Below are 16,850 nucleotides of genomic sequence, written 5' to 3' on the forward strand. Positions count from 1 at the left end.
GCCCCTCTCAGGCGGACTCGCGAGAGCCGCTGCCCCCGGCCGCCGCACCGGCGTCCGAGCGGGCGACCACCTCCGGTGAAGCCCCGCGGGAGATCCGTGTCAGATCGGCGGCCAGGGACTCGAGCCACTCGATCACGGCGTAGTAGCGCCGGGGCGCGCCCACCGGCTCGGCGTCGAACTCGGGGTACACCGGATCGATCCGCGGTACCGGCGTGGGCGGGGTGTCCCCGCCGGGATCCAGGGCCGCGGAGACCAGCAGCATCCGCCCGGCCATGCGTTCGCCGAGGGCCTCCACCGCCCGTGCTGTCGCGGTGGACAGCACGGTGACGGGCGGAGCCAGGAGCCGGTCGGATCCCCACAGGGTGTGGTGGCCGGCGATGAGCGTCGCCTGCCAGTCCACCGAGCGAGCCGGGTGACCCTGCCCGGCCCCCGTGAACGGTGCGGGCTCGCTCTGGAACTGCGCGTAGGCCGACTCGGCGAGGACGACCGCGTGGTGCAGGGACCGTTGCCCGGGCGCGGCCGTCGGCACGGCCGTGGCGGCGCCGCCCGCCACCGACGAAGTCGTGGCCACCACGACCTCCGCGGCCGTGCGCAGCAGTTCGGCGGCCGCGCGGCGCAGTTCGTCATGCGCGCCCCGCGGCCACGCGAGCAGCCCGAACACGGCGCCGATCGCGCTGCCGATCAGCACGTCGAGCATGCGCACCTCCGCCAGTTGCCAGGTTGACGGCGCCAGCTGTGCGAACACCAGCGCCACCAGCACCGTGAACAGCCCCTGTGCCCACCCGACACCCCGCACCGGTCCGACGGTGAAGGCGAGCAGCATCCACAGGGGCAGGAGTACGGCGTAGACGTCGGTGTGGGTGCCCACCAGGGTCAGTGTCCCGGCGGTCAACAGGGCCCCGGCCAGCGTGCCCGTGAGCGCGAGCCGGATGGTGTGACGGGTCGCCTCCAGGGTGGTCCTGGTCAGACTGAGCGTGGCGAGCATGGCCCAGAAGCCGTGCGGCAGGGTGTCGATTCCCGCGACGAGCCGCGCCGCGGTAAGGGCCAGCGCGATCCTCACCGCGTTCTGGAACAACACCGACCGGCGCTCCGCATGGCCGCGGACCCTGTGCCACCACAGCACCGGCGCCGGGACGGTCGAGTACCAGAAGCGCTCCGGCGCCACCTCCACCTCGGCGTGCCGTCCGCGTACGGCACGGTCGGCCGCCGCCCCCATGGCCAGCGCGGCATCCGCGATCTCCAGCACGGCCGCATGCCTGCGCAGCACCGCGGGCCCGAATCCGGACGGGCAGACAGCCCCCGAGCCGGACGTCCCCGCGGACAGGGCCGACAGCGCGGCACGAGCCGAGGACAGCTCCTCGGACGACTCCAGCAGCGGGGTCCCTGCGCGCAGACACCGCGCCGTCGCAGTGGCGAGATCCTCCGCCGCACGCAGCACGTCCGCCACCTCGCGCTCCTGCGGCGCCCCGGACGGGCCGGTCAGCCGCGCCAGCCGATTGAGCAGCGTGCGGACGGCGAGGCCGGTGTGGGCGAGCGCCCGCACCCGCACACCGGGACCGGCCGGACGCTCCGCCTCGGGCACCATCAGCGACCGCAGCCCCCGGCCGGCCTCTTCCGCCGCGCTGCGGTCCGCGGCCTTGAGGACGTACGGCCCCACGGTCAGGGTTCGCGCGCAGTGGGCCGCCGTTTCCGCGGCGCGAGCCGTCCGCTCCCGGTACGGCGTGGGGGGAGGCTCGGGGAAGATCAGCGCCTCGGCGGCGATCAGCAGCACCAGCCCGGTCGTCGTACCGAGCAGCCGCTCGTCGAGCGAGCCGGGATCGTAGGGCGGGAACGACGGCAGGATGTACAGCAACTGCAGCCCCGGTGCCACACCCGCCGGGCGCGGTCCACCCACGGCGGAGAAGGCCAGCGCGAAGCCGACCACCAGCATTCCGGCGACGGCGCTCCAGGTGCGCACCGAGAGCCAGGTGCCGACGACCACCAGGACCCAGCACACCGGAAGCACCCGCACCATGACCACCGCGCGCTGCCGTCCGGTCCCCGGGATCCGCGACAGTCCACCCAGAGCCACCGCGCCGAACAGCGCGTATGTGGCCGCGACAGGACTGTCGAGCCCGTAACGGAAGAGGTAGAAGCCGACCGCAGCGGCAAGGGCCACACGCACGGCCCGACGGCCGGAACCGGCGTAGGCCGCCGGGAACACCCCGGCTGGGACACCCCTCACCCCTCCAGGATCACCCCAACACGCCGGGCGCGCGTCCCGAGCCGTTGGCATGGCGGGGAGGTGCGGCAACGTCGAACGAGCCGTCGGCGTCCCTCGATGTGCACGGTGGTGAGGTGGACTGCCGCCCGGTTCCGGGCCCCGGATGTGGGGGAGGGACTTGGTGGGCTCAGCCCCGGCCACCCGCCGGACACCGCGGGATGGGACCTCCTCACCGGTCGCACGATCGTCGACGCGCTGCCCGTCATGGCGCCGCGGCTGCCGCTGAGCCGCACCGCCCGGATGGGGCCGGGACGTCACGTGTGCGGCGATCACGTGTGCCGTCGAACGGTGCGTCGTCCTTGATCGCAGGGTTCGGTAACCGCCTTACGTGGGGTGAACACCGCCGTGGTCACGCGGGGCCCTACGTCGCCGTCTCAAAAGGCAGGGTCGAAGCGGATCGGATGCGGCGAGCCCTGGCCTCGCTGCTGCTGCCGCGGGCGGCCGACGGTCGGCTGGTCCTGTTCTTTCGGCCGGTCGGTCGTCCGAGGGAGCTGCGGCCGTAGGGATAGCTCGTCCCGGTTTCACCACAGGTTGGTGCCGGGTGGGCCTTTGAAGGGTCCTTGCACCTCTGCGGTGATCCAGCCCCCGTAGAAGTCGCCTTCCTGCGCAGTGACGTCTTCTCCGGCCACGGTGCAGCGGTCCATGCGGCTGGGGTAGAAGGCGAGGAAGTCGGTGAGGGCCGTGTAATCGGGTTCGGGGTGGGGGTAGCTCCAGGCGGCGCGAGCGCGTACGTCGTTTCCGACGATGATGTCCCAGTAGCGGGCGGCTCCCTTCCATTCGCACCACGTCCGGCCCGAGGCGGCAGGGAAGACGAGCTCGGTGCGGATGTCCTGGGCAGGGATGTAGAAGACGGGGGGATGGCTGGTCTCCAGTACGCGGATCGCGCCGCGGGTCTCGGCGACGACCTGCCCGGCGCATTCGACGCGTACGAGGCGGTCGTCGTCCTGGAGGGCCGGTGGCCGTGGGTAGTCCCAGACAGACTCGACAGGGCGTGAAGCGGTCGGTGGCCGATGGTCGTCCAGCGGATCGAGGTACACCTCGTCCTCATAGCACCAGGCCCATGCCTGGCCCGCTGTCAGAGTCCGGGCCGCGGGATGATCGCTGGAATCGAAGTGTGCCGTGGCGTGAGCGCCGGGGGAGCTGTCAGTGCAGCCCACGTGCCCGCACGTCAGGCACAGCAGCAGGTCGCCCGGCGCACGTCCGCGCGCCGCGCATGGCAGGCACGTCTCACTCAGCGGGGTGGGGTCGGCCGTCCAGACGTGGGAGCAGTGCTTGCCGGACGGCCGTCCGGCATCGTGTCGAGGCGTCCATCTGGTCATCGGTGGGCACCGGCCCGGCTGCCTGCGGCCTGTGCGTGCATCTTCGGCTCACCTGCCCGCGGGCCGATGCCTGTGTCGGTCATGAGTGCTCCTCCGGCCTTGTGCGTCCTACCAGGTGCTTCGGCGCTGCATCGGGGTAGGGATGCACGCGGGGGGACGCCGATCACTCCTGCCCACGGCAGCCCCCACCAAAGATCAGGATCGTTGGCCGGGTAGGGGCGGCCGACTCGGCGTCGCAGATCAGAGTCCTTCGAACAGCCAAGGCGTCCGGAGGCGAGGCTGCACCACGTCCGTGCTTCGGTCGCGAGCGTGCGGGGTTTGCCCGCAGTCCCGTGCCAGGAGGACAGGTGCAACGCGGCGAAGTCCAGGTGGGTCGCGTTCGACGAGCGGCGGCCGGTCGTGGTCCTGTCGGGTGACGAGTCGCGGGGGTTCCGGGCGATGCAGGTCGTCGCTCCGGCTGGCGTCGACATCAGTGGTCTGGGATCCGAAGTGGCCGTAGGAGCCGCTTGCACCTGGCTGACCACACTGTCCCGGGACGACCTGATCAACCAAGCGGGGGTCCTGTCCTCCGCGAAGCTCAGCGACATGAGGGACGCTCGGCAATTCGGACGGGGTGGTAACGGTCCAGGCGGGGCCCCGTGGTGCCCGCCGCTAGCGGATCGCGTGCTGCCAGTGGCAGGGTCGTCGATCGTGGACGGGACCGTGCAGACACCCGGTCCTGACCTGACCAAACCAGGTCGCGTCGCGCGCTCTGAACGGCTGACCAACCGTGATCAGCCGGCGTAGGGGCCGCGGACGAGGCTGTCTCCCGAATGGTCGGGCTTGCCGTTGTAGGGCTGAACGGAGACGTCGACCACGGAGTATTCGCGCAGGTCGATGTTGTCCGGCACCGGCAGTGTGGCGCTGCCGTCAGGGCCGAGCACTCCCATGGAGACGAGCTTGGTGTGGGAACGGTCCATCAGCCATACCTCGAAGTAACCGGAGGTCTTGGGGAGTCCCTCGACTGTGATCTTGAGGAGGCGGTGTCCATTGTTGCCGCTGAGCCGGGCGTATCCTGCCGAGCTCGCCTGGAGCGAGTCCAGGCGCCTGCCGTCGACGGCGGACACGCTGGAGTTGTCGCGGGTGATCCACCACGTGATGGTGCTGCCCGCCGCTGCCCCCAGAAGTGCGGCGCAGGCGGCGAGTGCCACGCCGAAGCGGCCCAGCCGCCGGGCCTTCGGCCGCTTCGGGCGGCTGTCGTCGCCGGGGTGCGAAACCGCAGTCTCCGGGAGGTCGCTCCCGGCCGGGGCGAGGCGGGACTGTGTGGACAGGTGCAGTTCGCTCGCGATCGAGTCCCACAGGTCTGCGGGTGGAGTGAGCAGATCGCGCTCGTCGGGTCCGGGCGCCTTCATCGTCGAGGCCACGTGGCTGAGGGCTTGGAGTTCCCGTGAGCAGCGGGCACACGTGCGCACGTGCTCGTCGTCGGGAGCGGACGGGCTCTCCCCGATCGCCATCAGCGCGAGTGTCTCCTCATCCGTGTGCTCCACCGTCCACCTCCAACCGGTTCTTCATGCGCAGCAGCCCGCGCCGTGTGTTGCTCTTGACGGTGCCCAGCGGCAGTCCTGTGCGCTGTGCGATCTGCGCCTGAGTGAGATCCTCGTAGAACGCCATTTTGAGCACAGTCCGTTGCTGTTCGGGAAGCTTTTCCAACTCGTCCGTCAGCAACACGAAGTCCAGTACGGAATCTGCCGCGCCGTCCTGCTGATGGCTGCTTGCGGCGGCTTGTGTGGTCACTGCTTCGACGTCTCTGAGGTGTCGAGAGCGTCGGGTGAGCTGGTCGGCCACCTTCTTGTGGGTGACGCCCATGAGCCATGCCTTGAGCGATCCACGCTTCGGATCGTAGTTCTCGCGGCCTCGCCACGCTCCCACGAAGACCTGCTGGGTGACGTCCTTCGCCTCCTCCGGATCGCCCAGCTTCCGCAGGGCCACGGTGAAGAGCAGTGCACCCCAGCGCCGGTACGCCTCGTTGAGGCACGACTCGTCGCCCTCGGCGAAGCCATGGCCCAGGTCGTCGTCGGAAGGGGACTTCACGGACGCCACGCTAGCCGCCAGAACCTGTGAGCCGCCCCATATTGTGCTCACGTCGGCGCCTCCACGGCCGTGACGACCAGATTGTTCTGATATCCGCCCTCGTCAGGGCGGTAGGGGCCAGTACAGGTGATCAAGGTCAGGACCGCTGGTCCGTCTCTGCGGAATGCTCCCGAAGCCGCCAGGTCCTCCTTGCTCACCGTGCGGCGTGATGCGACCCGGTAGGCGACCTTCTTCCCGTCCTTGCGGACCACCACTACGCGATCGCCTCGGCGGACGTCGTTGAGAGCGACCAGGACGCCCAGGCCGCGACCGTCGGAATCGACGTGCCCCACGACGACGGACGATCCTTCGGCCGATCCCGGTGCGGGAGAGAAGCGGTACCAGCCGACCCGCCGTGGGTCCTCCGGAACCTCCGCCTGCCCATCGGCCGAGACGCCCACCGCTTCGATCACCGCACGGACACCGAGTCGCGGCAGTGACAGCGAGGACGGCGCGGGCACCCGAGCCGCAGTCGTCGGGACGCTGAAGCTCCCGGAAGGTGTGGACAGGGGCGATGCCACCTTCCCCAGGCCGGAAGGCGAGCTGCTGCCCGCCAGGGGACCGAAGTCCTTGCCACCGGCCCCGGACCGTCCGGGCCAGGTGCCGATGATCATCAACGCGGAGACAGCGAGCCCCAACAGCGCGACGACCAACCCGGTGTGCGTCAGATGGCGTGGCGAGGGTGTGCTCATGCAGTACGTCCTCTTCACGGCGAACGACGACGGGGTGCTGCCGACCAGCGCTGACAGCACCCCCACTGGACGAGTGCTCTAGCGAGCCGACGACCGCAGCCGATACAGCAGTCCCGCGGCGCCCAACGCGGACACCGCGCCCAAGGAAAGGGCGCCGAGGGGGATGCCCTCGTTGTGGGTCGCTGCCTCGGCCGCACCGGTCTCGCCGGCCGGAACACCGCCTGGCGCCGAGTGCATGCCGGTCAGGCTCTGCGTCTTCAACTGAAGGTTCTTGTCGTCGGCGCTGCCCCAGGCGTACACCACCGTGTTGGTGCCCTCGGCCAGATCGAGATCGGCCGGACCGATCGCCACGGTGTCGGTCCCGGCCAGTACGACGTCGGCGGACACCGTGCCTGCGTCGACCTCGCCCTTGGCCTCCTCGGGGTTGACGAGGTCCTTGAACACCGGCGTCCCGCCGGCGCGCACGTCGACCGCGGGTGCGGCAGCGACATGGCGGACGGTCAACCGGGCCTTGCCCGCGGGGACCTTGGACACGTCGTTGACGAAGGCGTCCAGCGCAGGCTTGCCCTCGGCCGTCAGGTGCGCGACCAGGGTGGCGCTGACTCCTGCGGGTACGTCGACTGTCTTCTCGATGGCCGGCGTGCCATCAGGGCCTTCACCGTCTTTGAAGATCTTGATGTCGTAGGAGCCCGCGTCGAGCTTCATGGAGTCCGTCAGGGTGCCGGGCTCGAAGTCGGGGATCAGTTCCTTGTCTCCGGCGTAGACGTCGACCGTCAGGCCCGGTATGCCGTGCAGTACCGACACCGAGGCCTGATCACCCCTGTTCTGCTGCTGCGCCAGTGCTGGTGACCCGGCGGTGACGGACAGCGCAACGGCGAATCCGGCGGCCACGGTCGCGCCCACAACACGACTGGTCATGGCGGATTTCCCTTCCGATCGGGGACTTCTCGGGTCTGTGTGGGGAGGTATTCCGCCGGTCCGGAGGGGATGGTTTCATCCGATCGGCCATTTCTTTGTGTGAGGCCTTGGGAGAACCCGTCGGCGGCCGGTGATGCCGACCTGTCCCGTCGTCACGGGGAGGCGGGCCGCGGGTGGCGGGGCAGGCAGAGCCCGGCGTGCCGGTGAACGTGCGAGTCGGGGGCCAGGTCGGAAGGCTCAGCGCACTCTGCACGACCGGCTGTCCGACGCGGCGGCGTCGCCGCCCGTGTTCGGTCGGCGCTGACGGTTTCCGCTCCCGCGAGCACGAATGGTGCAGGCGGAGCCGTCTTCGGCTTCCGGGACGGCTTCAGCCGGCCGGTGGTCGAGGGCAGCGGTGTCGAACCCCTGCCCGGCGACGGACGGCCCATCAGGGCCGGGGAGTTCGTCCTCGGCTACCCGAGCGAGACCGGCGTACCGCCGCGCGTACCGGCTCCGGACGTCCTGGGCCGCAACGGCACGTATGTCGTGCCAGGCGGTGGGCGACCCCAGGATCCGTCGACGCGCCTCAGTGCGAGGTACGGCAGGTGTTGTGGTGGGCGATGCCGAGGACGAAGCGCTCGGGGCGGAGTTCCTTGACACGGGGGACGGTGGTCGGCGGCAGTTTGCCCTTTGCATCGATGACGACCCGGTCGAAGGAGTAGGGACCGGCGATCCTGGCGTTGACGACGAGAGTCGTGGACGGTGCCTGGGATGTGGCGGCCGCGGTGCCGACCGGCAGGAGTGCGCTCGCGGTGACGGCCATGAGGCGACGGCGGGGATGTTAGACCCTGGCGGCCGCCGCCCGCGTACGCCCCTCCCGCAGCCGGGTGACGCGGTCGACCAGATCCTCCTGCCGCACCTTCGCCAGCCGGCGCCGGGTCTGTTGGCTCCACACCTTCGGCGAGATGGTCAAAGGGCTAAGGGGTTCCTGCCTGGAGGCGAAGGCCCGCCAGGGTCAGCTCCAGTGCAGCCAGGAACTGGTCCCGGTCGTCGTGCTCGGCGAAGTCGTCGACGATCTCGTGCATGAACGGGAACTGTGCGGGATCGAGCTTCCGCCAGGACTCGGCGTAGCGGTTGAGGAACTCCACGCGGTTCACCGTGCCGTCCAGCACTTCCTGCGGGGGTTCCGCGCCCAGGTCGGCGGCTGTGCCGACCACGACGCCGAGGATCGCTGACACGGCGTGGAACCGCTGCCGCGGTGTGAGGTCGAGGCGCAGGGTCTGTTGGCCGAGTCTCTCGTACAGCCGTAGTGAGTGGCCCTGGACGTCGGTGTTGCGCATGAAGTAGGCCGATAGCCACGGCCGGTCGATCATGGCGTCGAAGAGGGTGATGGCCATCTCCCGCAGGTCGGCGATCGGGTCGTCGCTCTGCGGCTGTTCTTCGACGGCGGTCAGGATGCCGCCGATCACGTGGTCGGTGGCACGGTCGACCAGTTCGTCCTTGCTGGAGACGTACCAGTAGATGGTCCCGACACCGGTGCCGAGCCGGGCGGCGAGGGCGCGGAAAGTCAGGGCCGACTGGCCCGCTTCGTCGAGCAGGGCCACGGCCGCGCTGAGGACCGCCTCCATGGAGTGCGAGGCCCGTTGGCGGCCCCGGGGGGAGGTCTCGGTGGAAGTACGCGGTCGCGGGCGTGGCATACAGCCATCCAACCACAAGCTTGCCCTTCCATCGAACGATGTTCTACGATCGAACACCGTTCCAGCATGGAACGACGTTCCTTTATCGAATCCCGTTCTAGCGCCGCGTGCGTCTTCGGCGACCGGCGACGTTACGAGAGGAGGCCGGCCATGACCGCGACCACCACTGCCGAGCCCGCTTCAACCCGTACCTACTCATCCCTGCGTGCGGCCTGGATCCCGTTGACCGCTCTCTGCCTGGCCTTCTTCGTCGAGATGGTGGACAACACCCTGCTGTCGATCGCGTTGCCGACCATCGGCCGCGACCTCGGCGGCGGTACCACCGCCCTGCAGTGGGTCACCGGTGCCTACTCGCTCACGTTCGGGGGCCTCCTGCTCACCGCGGGGTCCCTGGCCGACCGCCTCGGACGTCGGCGCGTGTTGCTGATCGGCCTCGCCGTGTTCGGCCTGCTGAGCCTGTGCGTCATCGCCGTCGACTCCGCCGGGCAGCTCATAGCACTGCGCGCCGGGCTCGGTGTGGCCGCTGCCGCCATGGCGCCCATCACCAACTCGCTCGTCTTCAGACTGTTCGACGAGCAGGCGTTGCGGATGCGCGCGATGACCCTGATGATCGTCGTCGGCATGTCCGGGTTCGTGCTCGGCCCGCTGCTGGGCGGCACGGCGCTGGCCCATGTGAGCTGGCAGTGGCTCCTGCTGATCAACGCGCCGATCGCGCTGATCGCCGGCATCGGGGTACGGCTCGGGGTCGCCGCCGACCGCCCTCAGGACCTCACGGACGACAGGCTCGACCTGCCGGGGGCCGTCCTGAGTGTCCTGGCCATCGGCCTCGCCTGTTACGCGCTGACCAGTGGCGTGGAGCACGGCTGGCTCTCCGCCGTCACGCTCGCGTCGATCGCCGGAGCCGTGGCCGCGGGCCTCGGGTTCGTACGGCACGAGCGCCGCAGCGCGGCGCCCATGCTGGACCTCGACGTCTTCTCCAGTGGGACCGTCCGCGGCGCCGCCATCGCCCAGATCGGAACGTCCATCGCGATGGCCGGCGTGATGTTCGGGCTCATCCTCCACTTCCAGTACGCCTACGGATGGAGCCCCGTGCGGGCCGGCCTGGCGAACCTGCCGATCATCATCACGATGATCGTCGCGACCCCCCTGTCGGAATCGCTCGCCAAGAAGTTCGGCCACCGCATCGCCTGCCTGGTCGGCGCGGCCTGCCTGGCGGGCGCGCTCGCCGGGCTGGCCTGGGGCGTCGACCACGGATACGCCGCCATCGCCGCCGCCATGGTCGTGATGACCATCGGGCTGCGCACCGTCATGACCATCTGCGCCATCGCCCTGGTCGACGCCATGCCGGAGAACCGCACCTCGATCGCCGCGGCGCTCAACGACACCGCTCAGGAGGTCGGCACGAGCGTCGGCACCGCCGTTACCGGAACCCTGATCGCGGCATTGGTCACCACTCAGCTGCCCGCCGGCACCTGGAACGGCGACCTCGTGCAGTCCTTCTTCCATGGCGAGCGGATCATCTACGGCGTACTCGCGGTGGTCGTCGGTCTGATCGCGGCGGGCGGAGCAGTCACCCTGACCGACTCCCACGCCGTCGAGGAGTCACCCTGAGCGGGCGAAGCCGGGGACGTCGGGCGTCCTTGGCGGCCTGAGCTCAGGACGTGTCCGGTCCCGGGCGGCCCGCACGGCCCGCAGACAGCCCGGCTCACTGGCCCGGACGGCACCGGAGCGAGCTGGTGGAGCAGTCCCTGGACACCTCGACGGCATCACCGCCGCGGACCTGTCCTGCCGGTACTTCATCGAACGCCCCGGCCGGCGACGGGCGGGATTGTGGTGGGATCTTGAGGGCACATGCAGGTGCATGGACAGTGACAGCGTCCGGGTGCCGCCGCTGCGGCCCGGTGGCTACGATCCCGCCGACTACGCCGACGCGGCGGTGCGCAGTGCCGAGGATGCCGGCGTCTCTCCTCGACTGGTGATGGGCATCCTCTTCAACGAGGCGTACAAGCCCCACCATCCGCTGCTGGAGCGGCTGTGGCAGTGGTGGAAGCCGGAGGCGTCCTTCGGAGTGGCCAACATGCACCGGGCGGCCTTCGAGCAGGTACGACGGACACATGGCCTGTCCGGGCATTGGCAGGATCTGCGGGACGACCCCGCCTTCGCCATCCGCGCCGCGGCGCTTCACCTGAAGGACCTCGAGGACAGGCTTCCGGCGCGCCACGTGCGCCGGTACACCCGCGACGAACTCCTCGCCCTGGGGTACAACGCGGGCGAACGCAACATGCGCGCTTTCGCCCGCGGCGTACCCCCGGGACCCATGGCGCGGTCCTACCTGCGCCGCTTCCGCGCCGGTCGGCGGCGCGCCGCTGAAGCCCTGGCAGGCGCGCATGCGCAGTGACCGGCAGCGGGCGCCTCATCCGTGACGAGCCGTTGGAGAGATGGCAGCACGCGCCTGGACTCTCACGCGACGCGGAGTGAACACCGTCGTGGTCGGGAAAGCGATCCGCCCCCTCCAGAGCCCCGAGAGATGACCGGAGCGCCCGTCGGTGTCACTCGCTGCGCCAGGACTCCAGCCGCTGTGCGATCGTTCGCAGGTCGGCTTCCTGTGCACGGACGGCTTGGGCGAGTTCGTACAGGTCATCGTCCTTGGCCTGCACCGGCTGGCTGGAGACGTGCATGTACTGGCTGGTGCAGGCCCAGCCGATGACCAGGTTGTAGTCGGTGAAGGGCCGCAGCAGCAGCGCGGTGTGCAGAAAAGTCGCGGCCCGGGCGGCGGGCTCCTCGTAGTACAGGACGCCGCGTTCCCGCTCGAACTTGTGCCGGTCGGCCATGAACCCCAAGGCGCCCCAGTCCGCGATCGGCACGTTCAGTGGGGAGATCGCGGACTGGATCTGCAGCACCCAGCCGGCGTCGACCCGGATGACAGGACTCACCGCAGCCCTTCAGGGAAGTGGGCCGCGACCCCGGGCAGAATGCGGGTTGCTTCGGCGACGGCTCCTTCGACGAAGGCAAGCCGGTCGGCCTCCTCCACCGTCACGTCGTGCACGTGCTGCTTCAGACTCCGCCCCGCCAGAGCCGCACGGGCACGCAGACGAGCCATCTCTTCTTCGCTGAATTCCACGTTGAGTGCGGGCATGCACCCAAGGTACCTGTCTCGGTACCACCACGGGTACCCGATGGTGGAAAGCCGGGACACGGGTGTTCTCACGTATGGCGTGGGACAGGTGGCATCCGACGAAAACGCCCCTACGCTCCCGGGGCGATCCGGCCACCGTCCCCGGGAGGTGTCAGGCGGGCTGTCTCCTCGGCATGGTCGCCAAGGCCCTTCACGCGCCCGGACGGGAGGTCTCGTCCGGCACCTCCGACACATGGGCGCTGACAATGCGCCAGCCTACGGGGAAACGTGTCCACGACTGGGTCTGGCGGCCGACGACGGTGCCCCCGGGGTAGGCGAACAGTGTGGTGACCACCGCGTGGTCGGTCCCGAACGTGCTGATTCTGGTGTCGAAGAGTTTCCTGCCCGGAGGAAGCGGCGGTTGTTGCCGTCGCCAGGCCCGGATCTCCTCGATCCCGGCCTGGCGATCGGCGATACCGAAGCGGACCGTATCGGGTGAGGTCCAGAAGTACCCGGTGACGCCTTCGTGGTCGTCGGTGACCAGAGCTTCCTCGTAGCCGGCGAAGGCCGCCGTGACTTCGGCGACCGTCTGTGGCAGGTCCACATCCATCCGCTCTCCGTTCGTGTGGGTCCGATCCGTCCTCGCGGCCGTGCAGCCAGGTGGTCACCCGGCCGCGCGCGAGGCGCCTTCATCGTCGTGAGTTGTCTGAGCTACGTCAGTCGGTGGCCGCCGATTTGTCCGGCTCGACTGTCTCGTCCGGCAGGACGCCGACCCCGGCCGCCACGGTTTCCGGGACCGGGTCAGGTTCTTGCTCTTCCTCCGGCTCTGGCGCCGCGGTCGCGGAGGAGCCGCCGCCGTGCAGCCGCTCGAGTTCCCGTTCCTCGGCGTCCGGCTCGCGGGGCGTCGGTCGGGTCAGGGCGAAGGCTCCGCACAGGACGGCGGCGAAGAGGTAACCGAGGCTGACGCCCCCGCCGGCGTTCCAGTCGATCTTCGGGGCGTGGATCAGCCCGATGAAGGAGAGCGCCGCTCCGGCAAAGGCCACCGCTGCCGCCGGGACGAACCGTTTGTCGATGACGAACGCGACGAGCGCGCCCAGGATCAGGCCCGCCAGGATCGCGCCCTGGCCGAGGACCATCAGCCCGTGGTAGACGACACCTGACGACTCCAGACCCGCTTCCCCGACCTTGGAGGCGTCGGTGCCGGCGGCCGCGAGGGCGTTGTCGATCTGGCCGACGGCCCAGGAGGCCAGGTTCGGCACGAGTGCGGCGACGACGGCCGCGGCGTGTGCCTTGGGTGACAACTGGAAGGCCTGGGCGCCGATGAGCAGGCCGATGTACAGCAGGATGGGCACGATCGCGGCGACCGGGAAGATCGCACCCAACAGGCTGAACATGCCCAGGAAGCACATCAGGGCGATGACCGCGCCGGTGGCCAGCGAGTAGCCGGTGCGCCCGCCGGCCGCCTTCCACCCGGGGTGACCGACGTACACGGCGGGCGGGAAGGGTGAGCCGAGCGCCGAGCCGATGACGGCGCCCGCGCCGTCGGCCAGCAGCACCGCACGCAGGTTGTAGTTGTCACCGGCGGCAGCGGCGCTCTCGACGTTGCTCATGCCCTCGGTGAAGTTGTAGACGCCCAGCGGGATGGCGGTGGCGAGCAGCGGTGCGACGTCCGAGAGACCGGAGAACAGCGTGTCGAGGTGGAGGCCGGGGAGGGCGAAGGTGATGTCGTCGGCCGCCGCCGAGACCGCGGAGCCGTCCATCGCTCCGCCGACCCAGCCGATCGCGGTGCCCACCAGGAGCGCGGCGAGTCCGATGGGGATGTTCCCGGGCAGCTTCAGATCGGTCATGAGGCCGATCAGGAGCAGCAGGAAGACCGGCAGGGCGATCCACAGGTGGTCCCACATCTGGCCGGCGGGCCGCATGGAGATGAAGGAGACGGAGATACCGGCGAGGGTGCCGAGCAGGGCGGCCCGGGGTGCGTACCGGCGTATGTACGGGCCCACGAAGGCACCGATGAGGACGATGACACCGATGATGAAGGCCCAGGCGATACCGGCCTTCCACGCCAGCAGCGGATCCTTGGTCTTGAGGTAGATCGGCAGCATGATGACGAACACGACGATGAACATGTGCGGCACGCTCGGCCCGTAGGGCATCGCGGTGACGTCCTGCCGACCCTCGCGCCGTGCGAGTCGGCGGCCGAGGTAGGCGTAGTAGATGTTGCCCGCGATCAGGGCGATGCCCAGCGCCGGCAGGATGGTGTGGAAGACGTCGTCGTCCGGAATCTTGACGACGCCCAGGCACAACCCGGTCAACGTCAGTACGTTGACCAGGACGTTGACGGCCAGTCCGAAGAACGCGTTGGTGTCGCCGCGTACCCACAGCGGGAGGGGCAGGGGCGGGGTCTCGGCGGGGGTGGTGCGGCGGAGTGACAGCATGGTGGGATCACCCTTCGTCGGGTGGGGCGGTGGATTCCGGCGCGGGGTACGCCTGGTGACGGGACACTGGGGACAGCGAGCACCGTCGGGGCGGCGGTGCGGTCGAGGCGGCCGGGGGACGGCGACCGGGCGCTGGTGGCCCTGTCAGCGCGGCAGTTGGGCCGGTTCGCGGGCGGTTTCCGGAGCGTCGGGGCCGACGGGCGATGCGGTGGCCAGTGCCGCCAGGAACGCGGCCGACTCAGCTGTCCAGCCGAAGATGCCGCCCTGAGCAGCCACCATCTCCAGGCCCGCCTGCTGGAACTGGGGGAAGTAACTGCCCACGCAGTCCGACAGCACCAGGCACTCGTATCCACGGTCGTTGGCTTCGCGGACCGTCGTGTGCACACACACTTCGGTGGTGACGCCGGTGACTACGAGACGGCGGATGCCGCGGGCGGTGAGCAACTCACCGAAGTCGGTGGCGTAGAAGGCGCCTTTGCCCGGCTTGTCGATCACGGGCTCACCCGTCACCGGGTAGAGCTCCTCGATGATGTCGTGGCCCTCCTCACCACGGACCAGTATCCGGCCCTTGGGGCCCGGGTCGCCGATGCGCATACTGGGGTTTCCTCGCAGCAGCTTGCTGGGGGGACAGTCGGACAGGTCCGGCAGGTGTCCCTCGCGGGTGTGCACGACCGCCATGCCCGCGGCGCGGCAGGCGTCGAGTACGGCCCGCAGCGGAGCGATGGTCTTCCGCAGCTGTTCCACGTCATTGCCCAGGCTCTCGCCGAATCCGCCGGGTTCGAGGAAGTCCCGCTGCATGTCGATGAGGACGAGTGCCGTCTCGGCGAGGTCGAAGGTGAACGCGTACGGGGCGGCCTCGACACTGAGCGATTCCGCAACTGCCATGGCGGTTCCTGCTTTCGTCGATGGGAAGGGGAGTCGACGCGGTCGGCTCGGGCGGATTCGGACCGTGCGCCCGGATGCGCAGGACTGGTTGAGCGGTGCAGGGGCCCGTCCGGTGGGTCAGCTCAGGAGGTGGCCTCAGTCGTGGCGGTGATCAGGTCGTCGGCGGTGGAGACGCATCCGAAGACGCCGCCCTGCATGGTCACCATGTGCAGCGCGGCTTCATGGTTCGAGGGGTCCGTCGCGCCGGTGCAGTCGGAGAGGATCAGACATTCGTAGCCGCGGTCGTTGGCCTCGCGCATGGTGGTGTGGACGCACACGTCCGTGGTGATGCCGGTGAGGACGAGATGTGTGATGCCCCGGGTGCGCAGTACGAGGTCGAGGTTGGTGGCGTAGAACGCTCCCTTGCCCGGCTTGTCCACGATCACCTCACCGGGAAGCGGGGCCACCTCGGGCACGATCTCCCAGCCGGGTTCTCCCCGGACCAGAATGCGGCCGCACGGTCCGGCGGCGCCGATCTCGGCGCCGATCTGCGCGGACCGCCAGCGCTTGTTCGCCGGCAGGTCCGCCAGATCGGGGGCGTGCCCCTCACGGGTGTGAACCACGAGCATGCCCGTGCTGCGGGCGTGCGCGAGCAGCTTCTGCGTCGCCGGGAGCCCGGCCCGGGTCAGCGAGATGTCGTATCCCATCGTGTCGACGTAACCGCCGGGTCCGCAGAAGTCCGTCTGCCAGTCGATGCAGAGCACGGCGACACGGTCGGCGGGCACGGACGTGTCGTACGGCCACGCGTAGGGCTTCGCGGTGACCGGGCCGATGATTGCTGTCGGTTTTTGCGGACTTATGGACTTACTATCAGCCATTGACCCCCCAAGCCGGGTGAAGTGGTGCATGGGAAAGTAGCCGCAATATTTCTGGTATTCCGTACACGGTGATTATGTGGAAATTAGTTTCGGCCAGACCATCGCCGCGTTACGCAGGAATGACGCGGTCATGAGGGGGCGCGGGGCCCAGGGCCAGGGCCGGGCGCGGCTACTGTGACCTGATCATCACTGTTCACCGGCCGCTTGATGCCCCGCTTGTGTGGTGCCGGGACAACCTGAGAATAAGAGGCGGGCCTTCCTGGGCACACGATGACGTCGGTCTCGGCTAACCCGCTGGCACCGCGGCCGGGGGCCCGTCGGCGGCATCCCAAGATGCTGCCCGGGCGATCCCGGCCGGAGCTGATGAGCGCGGTGAGCGCCGCCCGCGACGACCAACCAGCCGACGAGATCGAGCGCCTGGAAGACGGCGGAGGATTCCGGCGCCGAAATCAGCATAGGGCAAGCCGGTTGAGCGCGTTGCGGGGAAGAAGGCCGGTGACGCGCGTTCTCCTGCGGGCCTCCGCCCTTGGTGGGGAGAGGGTTGCCGGAGGCCGCATACTCGGTGATCTTTGCGGAGC

Annotated in this window: 17 protein-coding genes and 2 pseudogenes; 3 read left to right on the forward strand and 16 right to left on the reverse strand. The window is 69.6% G+C overall.

The window, feature by feature from the left end; all coding sequences use genetic code 11:
- Window positions 1-7: 7 nt before the first annotated feature.
- The 6 genes and pseudogenes from AC2XR2_RS42545 to AC2XR2_RS42570 form a co-directional block, all read right to left on the reverse strand.
- Window positions 8-2,224, reverse strand: coding sequence for an FUSC family protein (locus AC2XR2_RS42545; RefSeq protein WP_491518101.1), 2,217 nt, complete (start codon window positions 2,222-2,224; stop codon window positions 8-10).
- A gap of 560 nt (window positions 2,225-2,784) precedes the next feature.
- A complete protein-coding gene (locus AC2XR2_RS42550) occupies window positions 2,785-3,300 on the reverse strand; it encodes a DUF427 domain-containing protein (RefSeq protein WP_491518601.1) in 516 nt (171 codons plus the stop codon).
- Window positions 3,301-3,582, reverse strand: a pseudogene (locus AC2XR2_RS42555) (UBP-type zinc finger domain-containing protein); the annotation flags it as partial.
- Window positions 3,583-4,355: 773 nt separating this feature from the next.
- The gene (locus AC2XR2_RS42560; protein WP_491518102.1) at window positions 4,356-5,108 is read right to left on the reverse strand and encodes an anti-sigma factor; all 753 of its coding nucleotides are present in this window, start codon (window positions 5,106-5,108) and stop codon (window positions 4,356-4,358) included.
- Window positions 5,092-5,652 carry a sigma-70 family RNA polymerase sigma factor gene (locus AC2XR2_RS42565; RefSeq protein WP_381297584.1) on the reverse strand — a complete coding sequence of 187 codons (561 nt, stop codon included), beginning with the start codon at window positions 5,650-5,652 and terminating at the stop codon, window positions 5,092-5,094. Before AC2XR2_RS42565 ends, AC2XR2_RS42560 begins: the two co-directional genes overlap by 17 nt.
- Window positions 5,653-5,699: 47 nt before the next feature.
- Window positions 5,700-6,305, reverse strand: coding sequence for a class F sortase (locus tag AC2XR2_RS42570; protein ID WP_491518602.1), 606 nt, complete (start codon window positions 6,303-6,305; stop codon window positions 5,700-5,702).
- On the opposite strand from AC2XR2_RS42570, the gene AC2XR2_RS42575 reads away from it, so the two are divergent.
- Window positions 6,298-6,465: a hypothetical protein gene (locus AC2XR2_RS42575; RefSeq protein ID WP_491518615.1), complete on the forward strand. Its 168-nt coding sequence runs from the start codon at window positions 6,298-6,300 to the stop codon at window positions 6,463-6,465. The genes AC2XR2_RS42570 and AC2XR2_RS42575 overlap by 8 nt on opposite strands.
- Here AC2XR2_RS42575 and AC2XR2_RS42580 read toward each other — a convergent pair.
- The 4 genes and pseudogenes from AC2XR2_RS42580 to AC2XR2_RS42595 all read right to left on the reverse strand — a co-directional run bounded on the left by AC2XR2_RS42580 (window position 6,462) and on the right by AC2XR2_RS42595 (window position 8,908).
- On the reverse strand, window positions 6,462-7,301 hold the full coding sequence (locus AC2XR2_RS42580; protein WP_491518103.1) for a DUF4397 domain-containing protein: 840 nt from the start codon (window positions 7,299-7,301) through the stop codon (window positions 6,462-6,464). The two genes, AC2XR2_RS42575 and AC2XR2_RS42580, sit on opposite strands and share 4 nt — an antisense overlap.
- A gap of 622 nt (window positions 7,302-7,923) precedes the next feature.
- Window positions 7,924-8,103: pseudogene (locus tag AC2XR2_RS42585) on the reverse strand (AMIN-like domain-containing (lipo)protein); the annotation flags it as partial.
- 18 nt (window positions 8,104-8,121) lie between these two features.
- Window positions 8,122-8,253 (reverse strand): hypothetical protein, encoded by a 132-nt coding sequence (locus AC2XR2_RS42590; protein ID WP_491518104.1) that lies wholly within the window; start codon window positions 8,251-8,253, stop codon window positions 8,122-8,124.
- A gap of 4 nt (window positions 8,254-8,257) precedes the next feature.
- The gene (locus AC2XR2_RS42595; protein WP_491518603.1) at window positions 8,258-8,908 is read right to left on the reverse strand and encodes a TetR/AcrR family transcriptional regulator; all 651 of its coding nucleotides are present in this window, start codon (window positions 8,906-8,908) and stop codon (window positions 8,258-8,260) included.
- A 219-nt stretch (window positions 8,909-9,127) separates the two neighbouring features.
- Between AC2XR2_RS42595 and AC2XR2_RS42600 the strand changes: the two genes are divergently transcribed.
- Complete coding sequence (locus AC2XR2_RS42600) at window positions 9,128-10,588, forward strand: MFS transporter (RefSeq protein WP_491518105.1); 1,461 nt, start codon at window positions 9,128-9,130, stop codon at window positions 10,586-10,588.
- Window positions 10,589-10,838: 250 nt separating this feature from the next.
- Window positions 10,839-11,375, forward strand: a complete 537-nt coding sequence (locus AC2XR2_RS42605; RefSeq protein WP_491518106.1) for a lytic transglycosylase domain-containing protein — start codon at window positions 10,839-10,841, stop codon at window positions 11,373-11,375.
- 151 nt (window positions 11,376-11,526) lie between these two features.
- Here AC2XR2_RS42605 and AC2XR2_RS42610 read toward each other — a convergent pair whose 3' ends face one another.
- From AC2XR2_RS42610 to biuH, 6 genes are all read right to left on the reverse strand, one after another.
- Window positions 11,527-11,910 carry a hypothetical protein gene (locus AC2XR2_RS42610; protein WP_330262257.1) on the reverse strand — a complete coding sequence of 128 codons (384 nt, stop codon included), beginning with the start codon at window positions 11,908-11,910 and terminating at the stop codon, window positions 11,527-11,529.
- A complete protein-coding gene (locus AC2XR2_RS42615; protein WP_330262256.1) occupies window positions 11,907-12,113 on the reverse strand; it encodes a hypothetical protein in 207 nt (68 codons plus the stop codon). The genes AC2XR2_RS42610 and AC2XR2_RS42615 overlap by 4 nt, the downstream gene beginning before the upstream one ends.
- A gap of 190 nt (window positions 12,114-12,303) precedes the next feature.
- Complete coding sequence (locus AC2XR2_RS42620) at window positions 12,304-12,702, reverse strand: AtzH-like domain-containing protein (RefSeq protein ID WP_491518107.1); 399 nt, start codon at window positions 12,700-12,702, stop codon at window positions 12,304-12,306.
- A gap of 106 nt (window positions 12,703-12,808) precedes the next feature.
- Entirely contained in the window at window positions 12,809-14,530 is a 1,722-nt protein-coding gene (locus AC2XR2_RS42625) for a regulator (RefSeq protein ID WP_491518108.1), read from the reverse strand.
- Between the two features lie 144 nt (window positions 14,531-14,674).
- The gene (locus AC2XR2_RS42630; RefSeq protein ID WP_491518109.1) at window positions 14,675-15,415 is read right to left on the reverse strand and encodes a cysteine hydrolase family protein; all 741 of its coding nucleotides are present in this window, start codon (window positions 15,413-15,415) and stop codon (window positions 14,675-14,677) included.
- Window positions 15,416-15,537: 122 nt separating this feature from the next.
- On the reverse strand, window positions 15,538-16,272 hold the full coding sequence (gene biuH / locus AC2XR2_RS42635) for a biuret amidohydrolase (RefSeq protein ID WP_491518110.1): 735 nt from the start codon (window positions 16,270-16,272) through the stop codon (window positions 15,538-15,540).
- Window positions 16,273-16,850 lie beyond the last annotated feature (578 nt).

Source organism: Streptomyces sp. LS-MS-L19 (genome assembly GCF_058382285.1).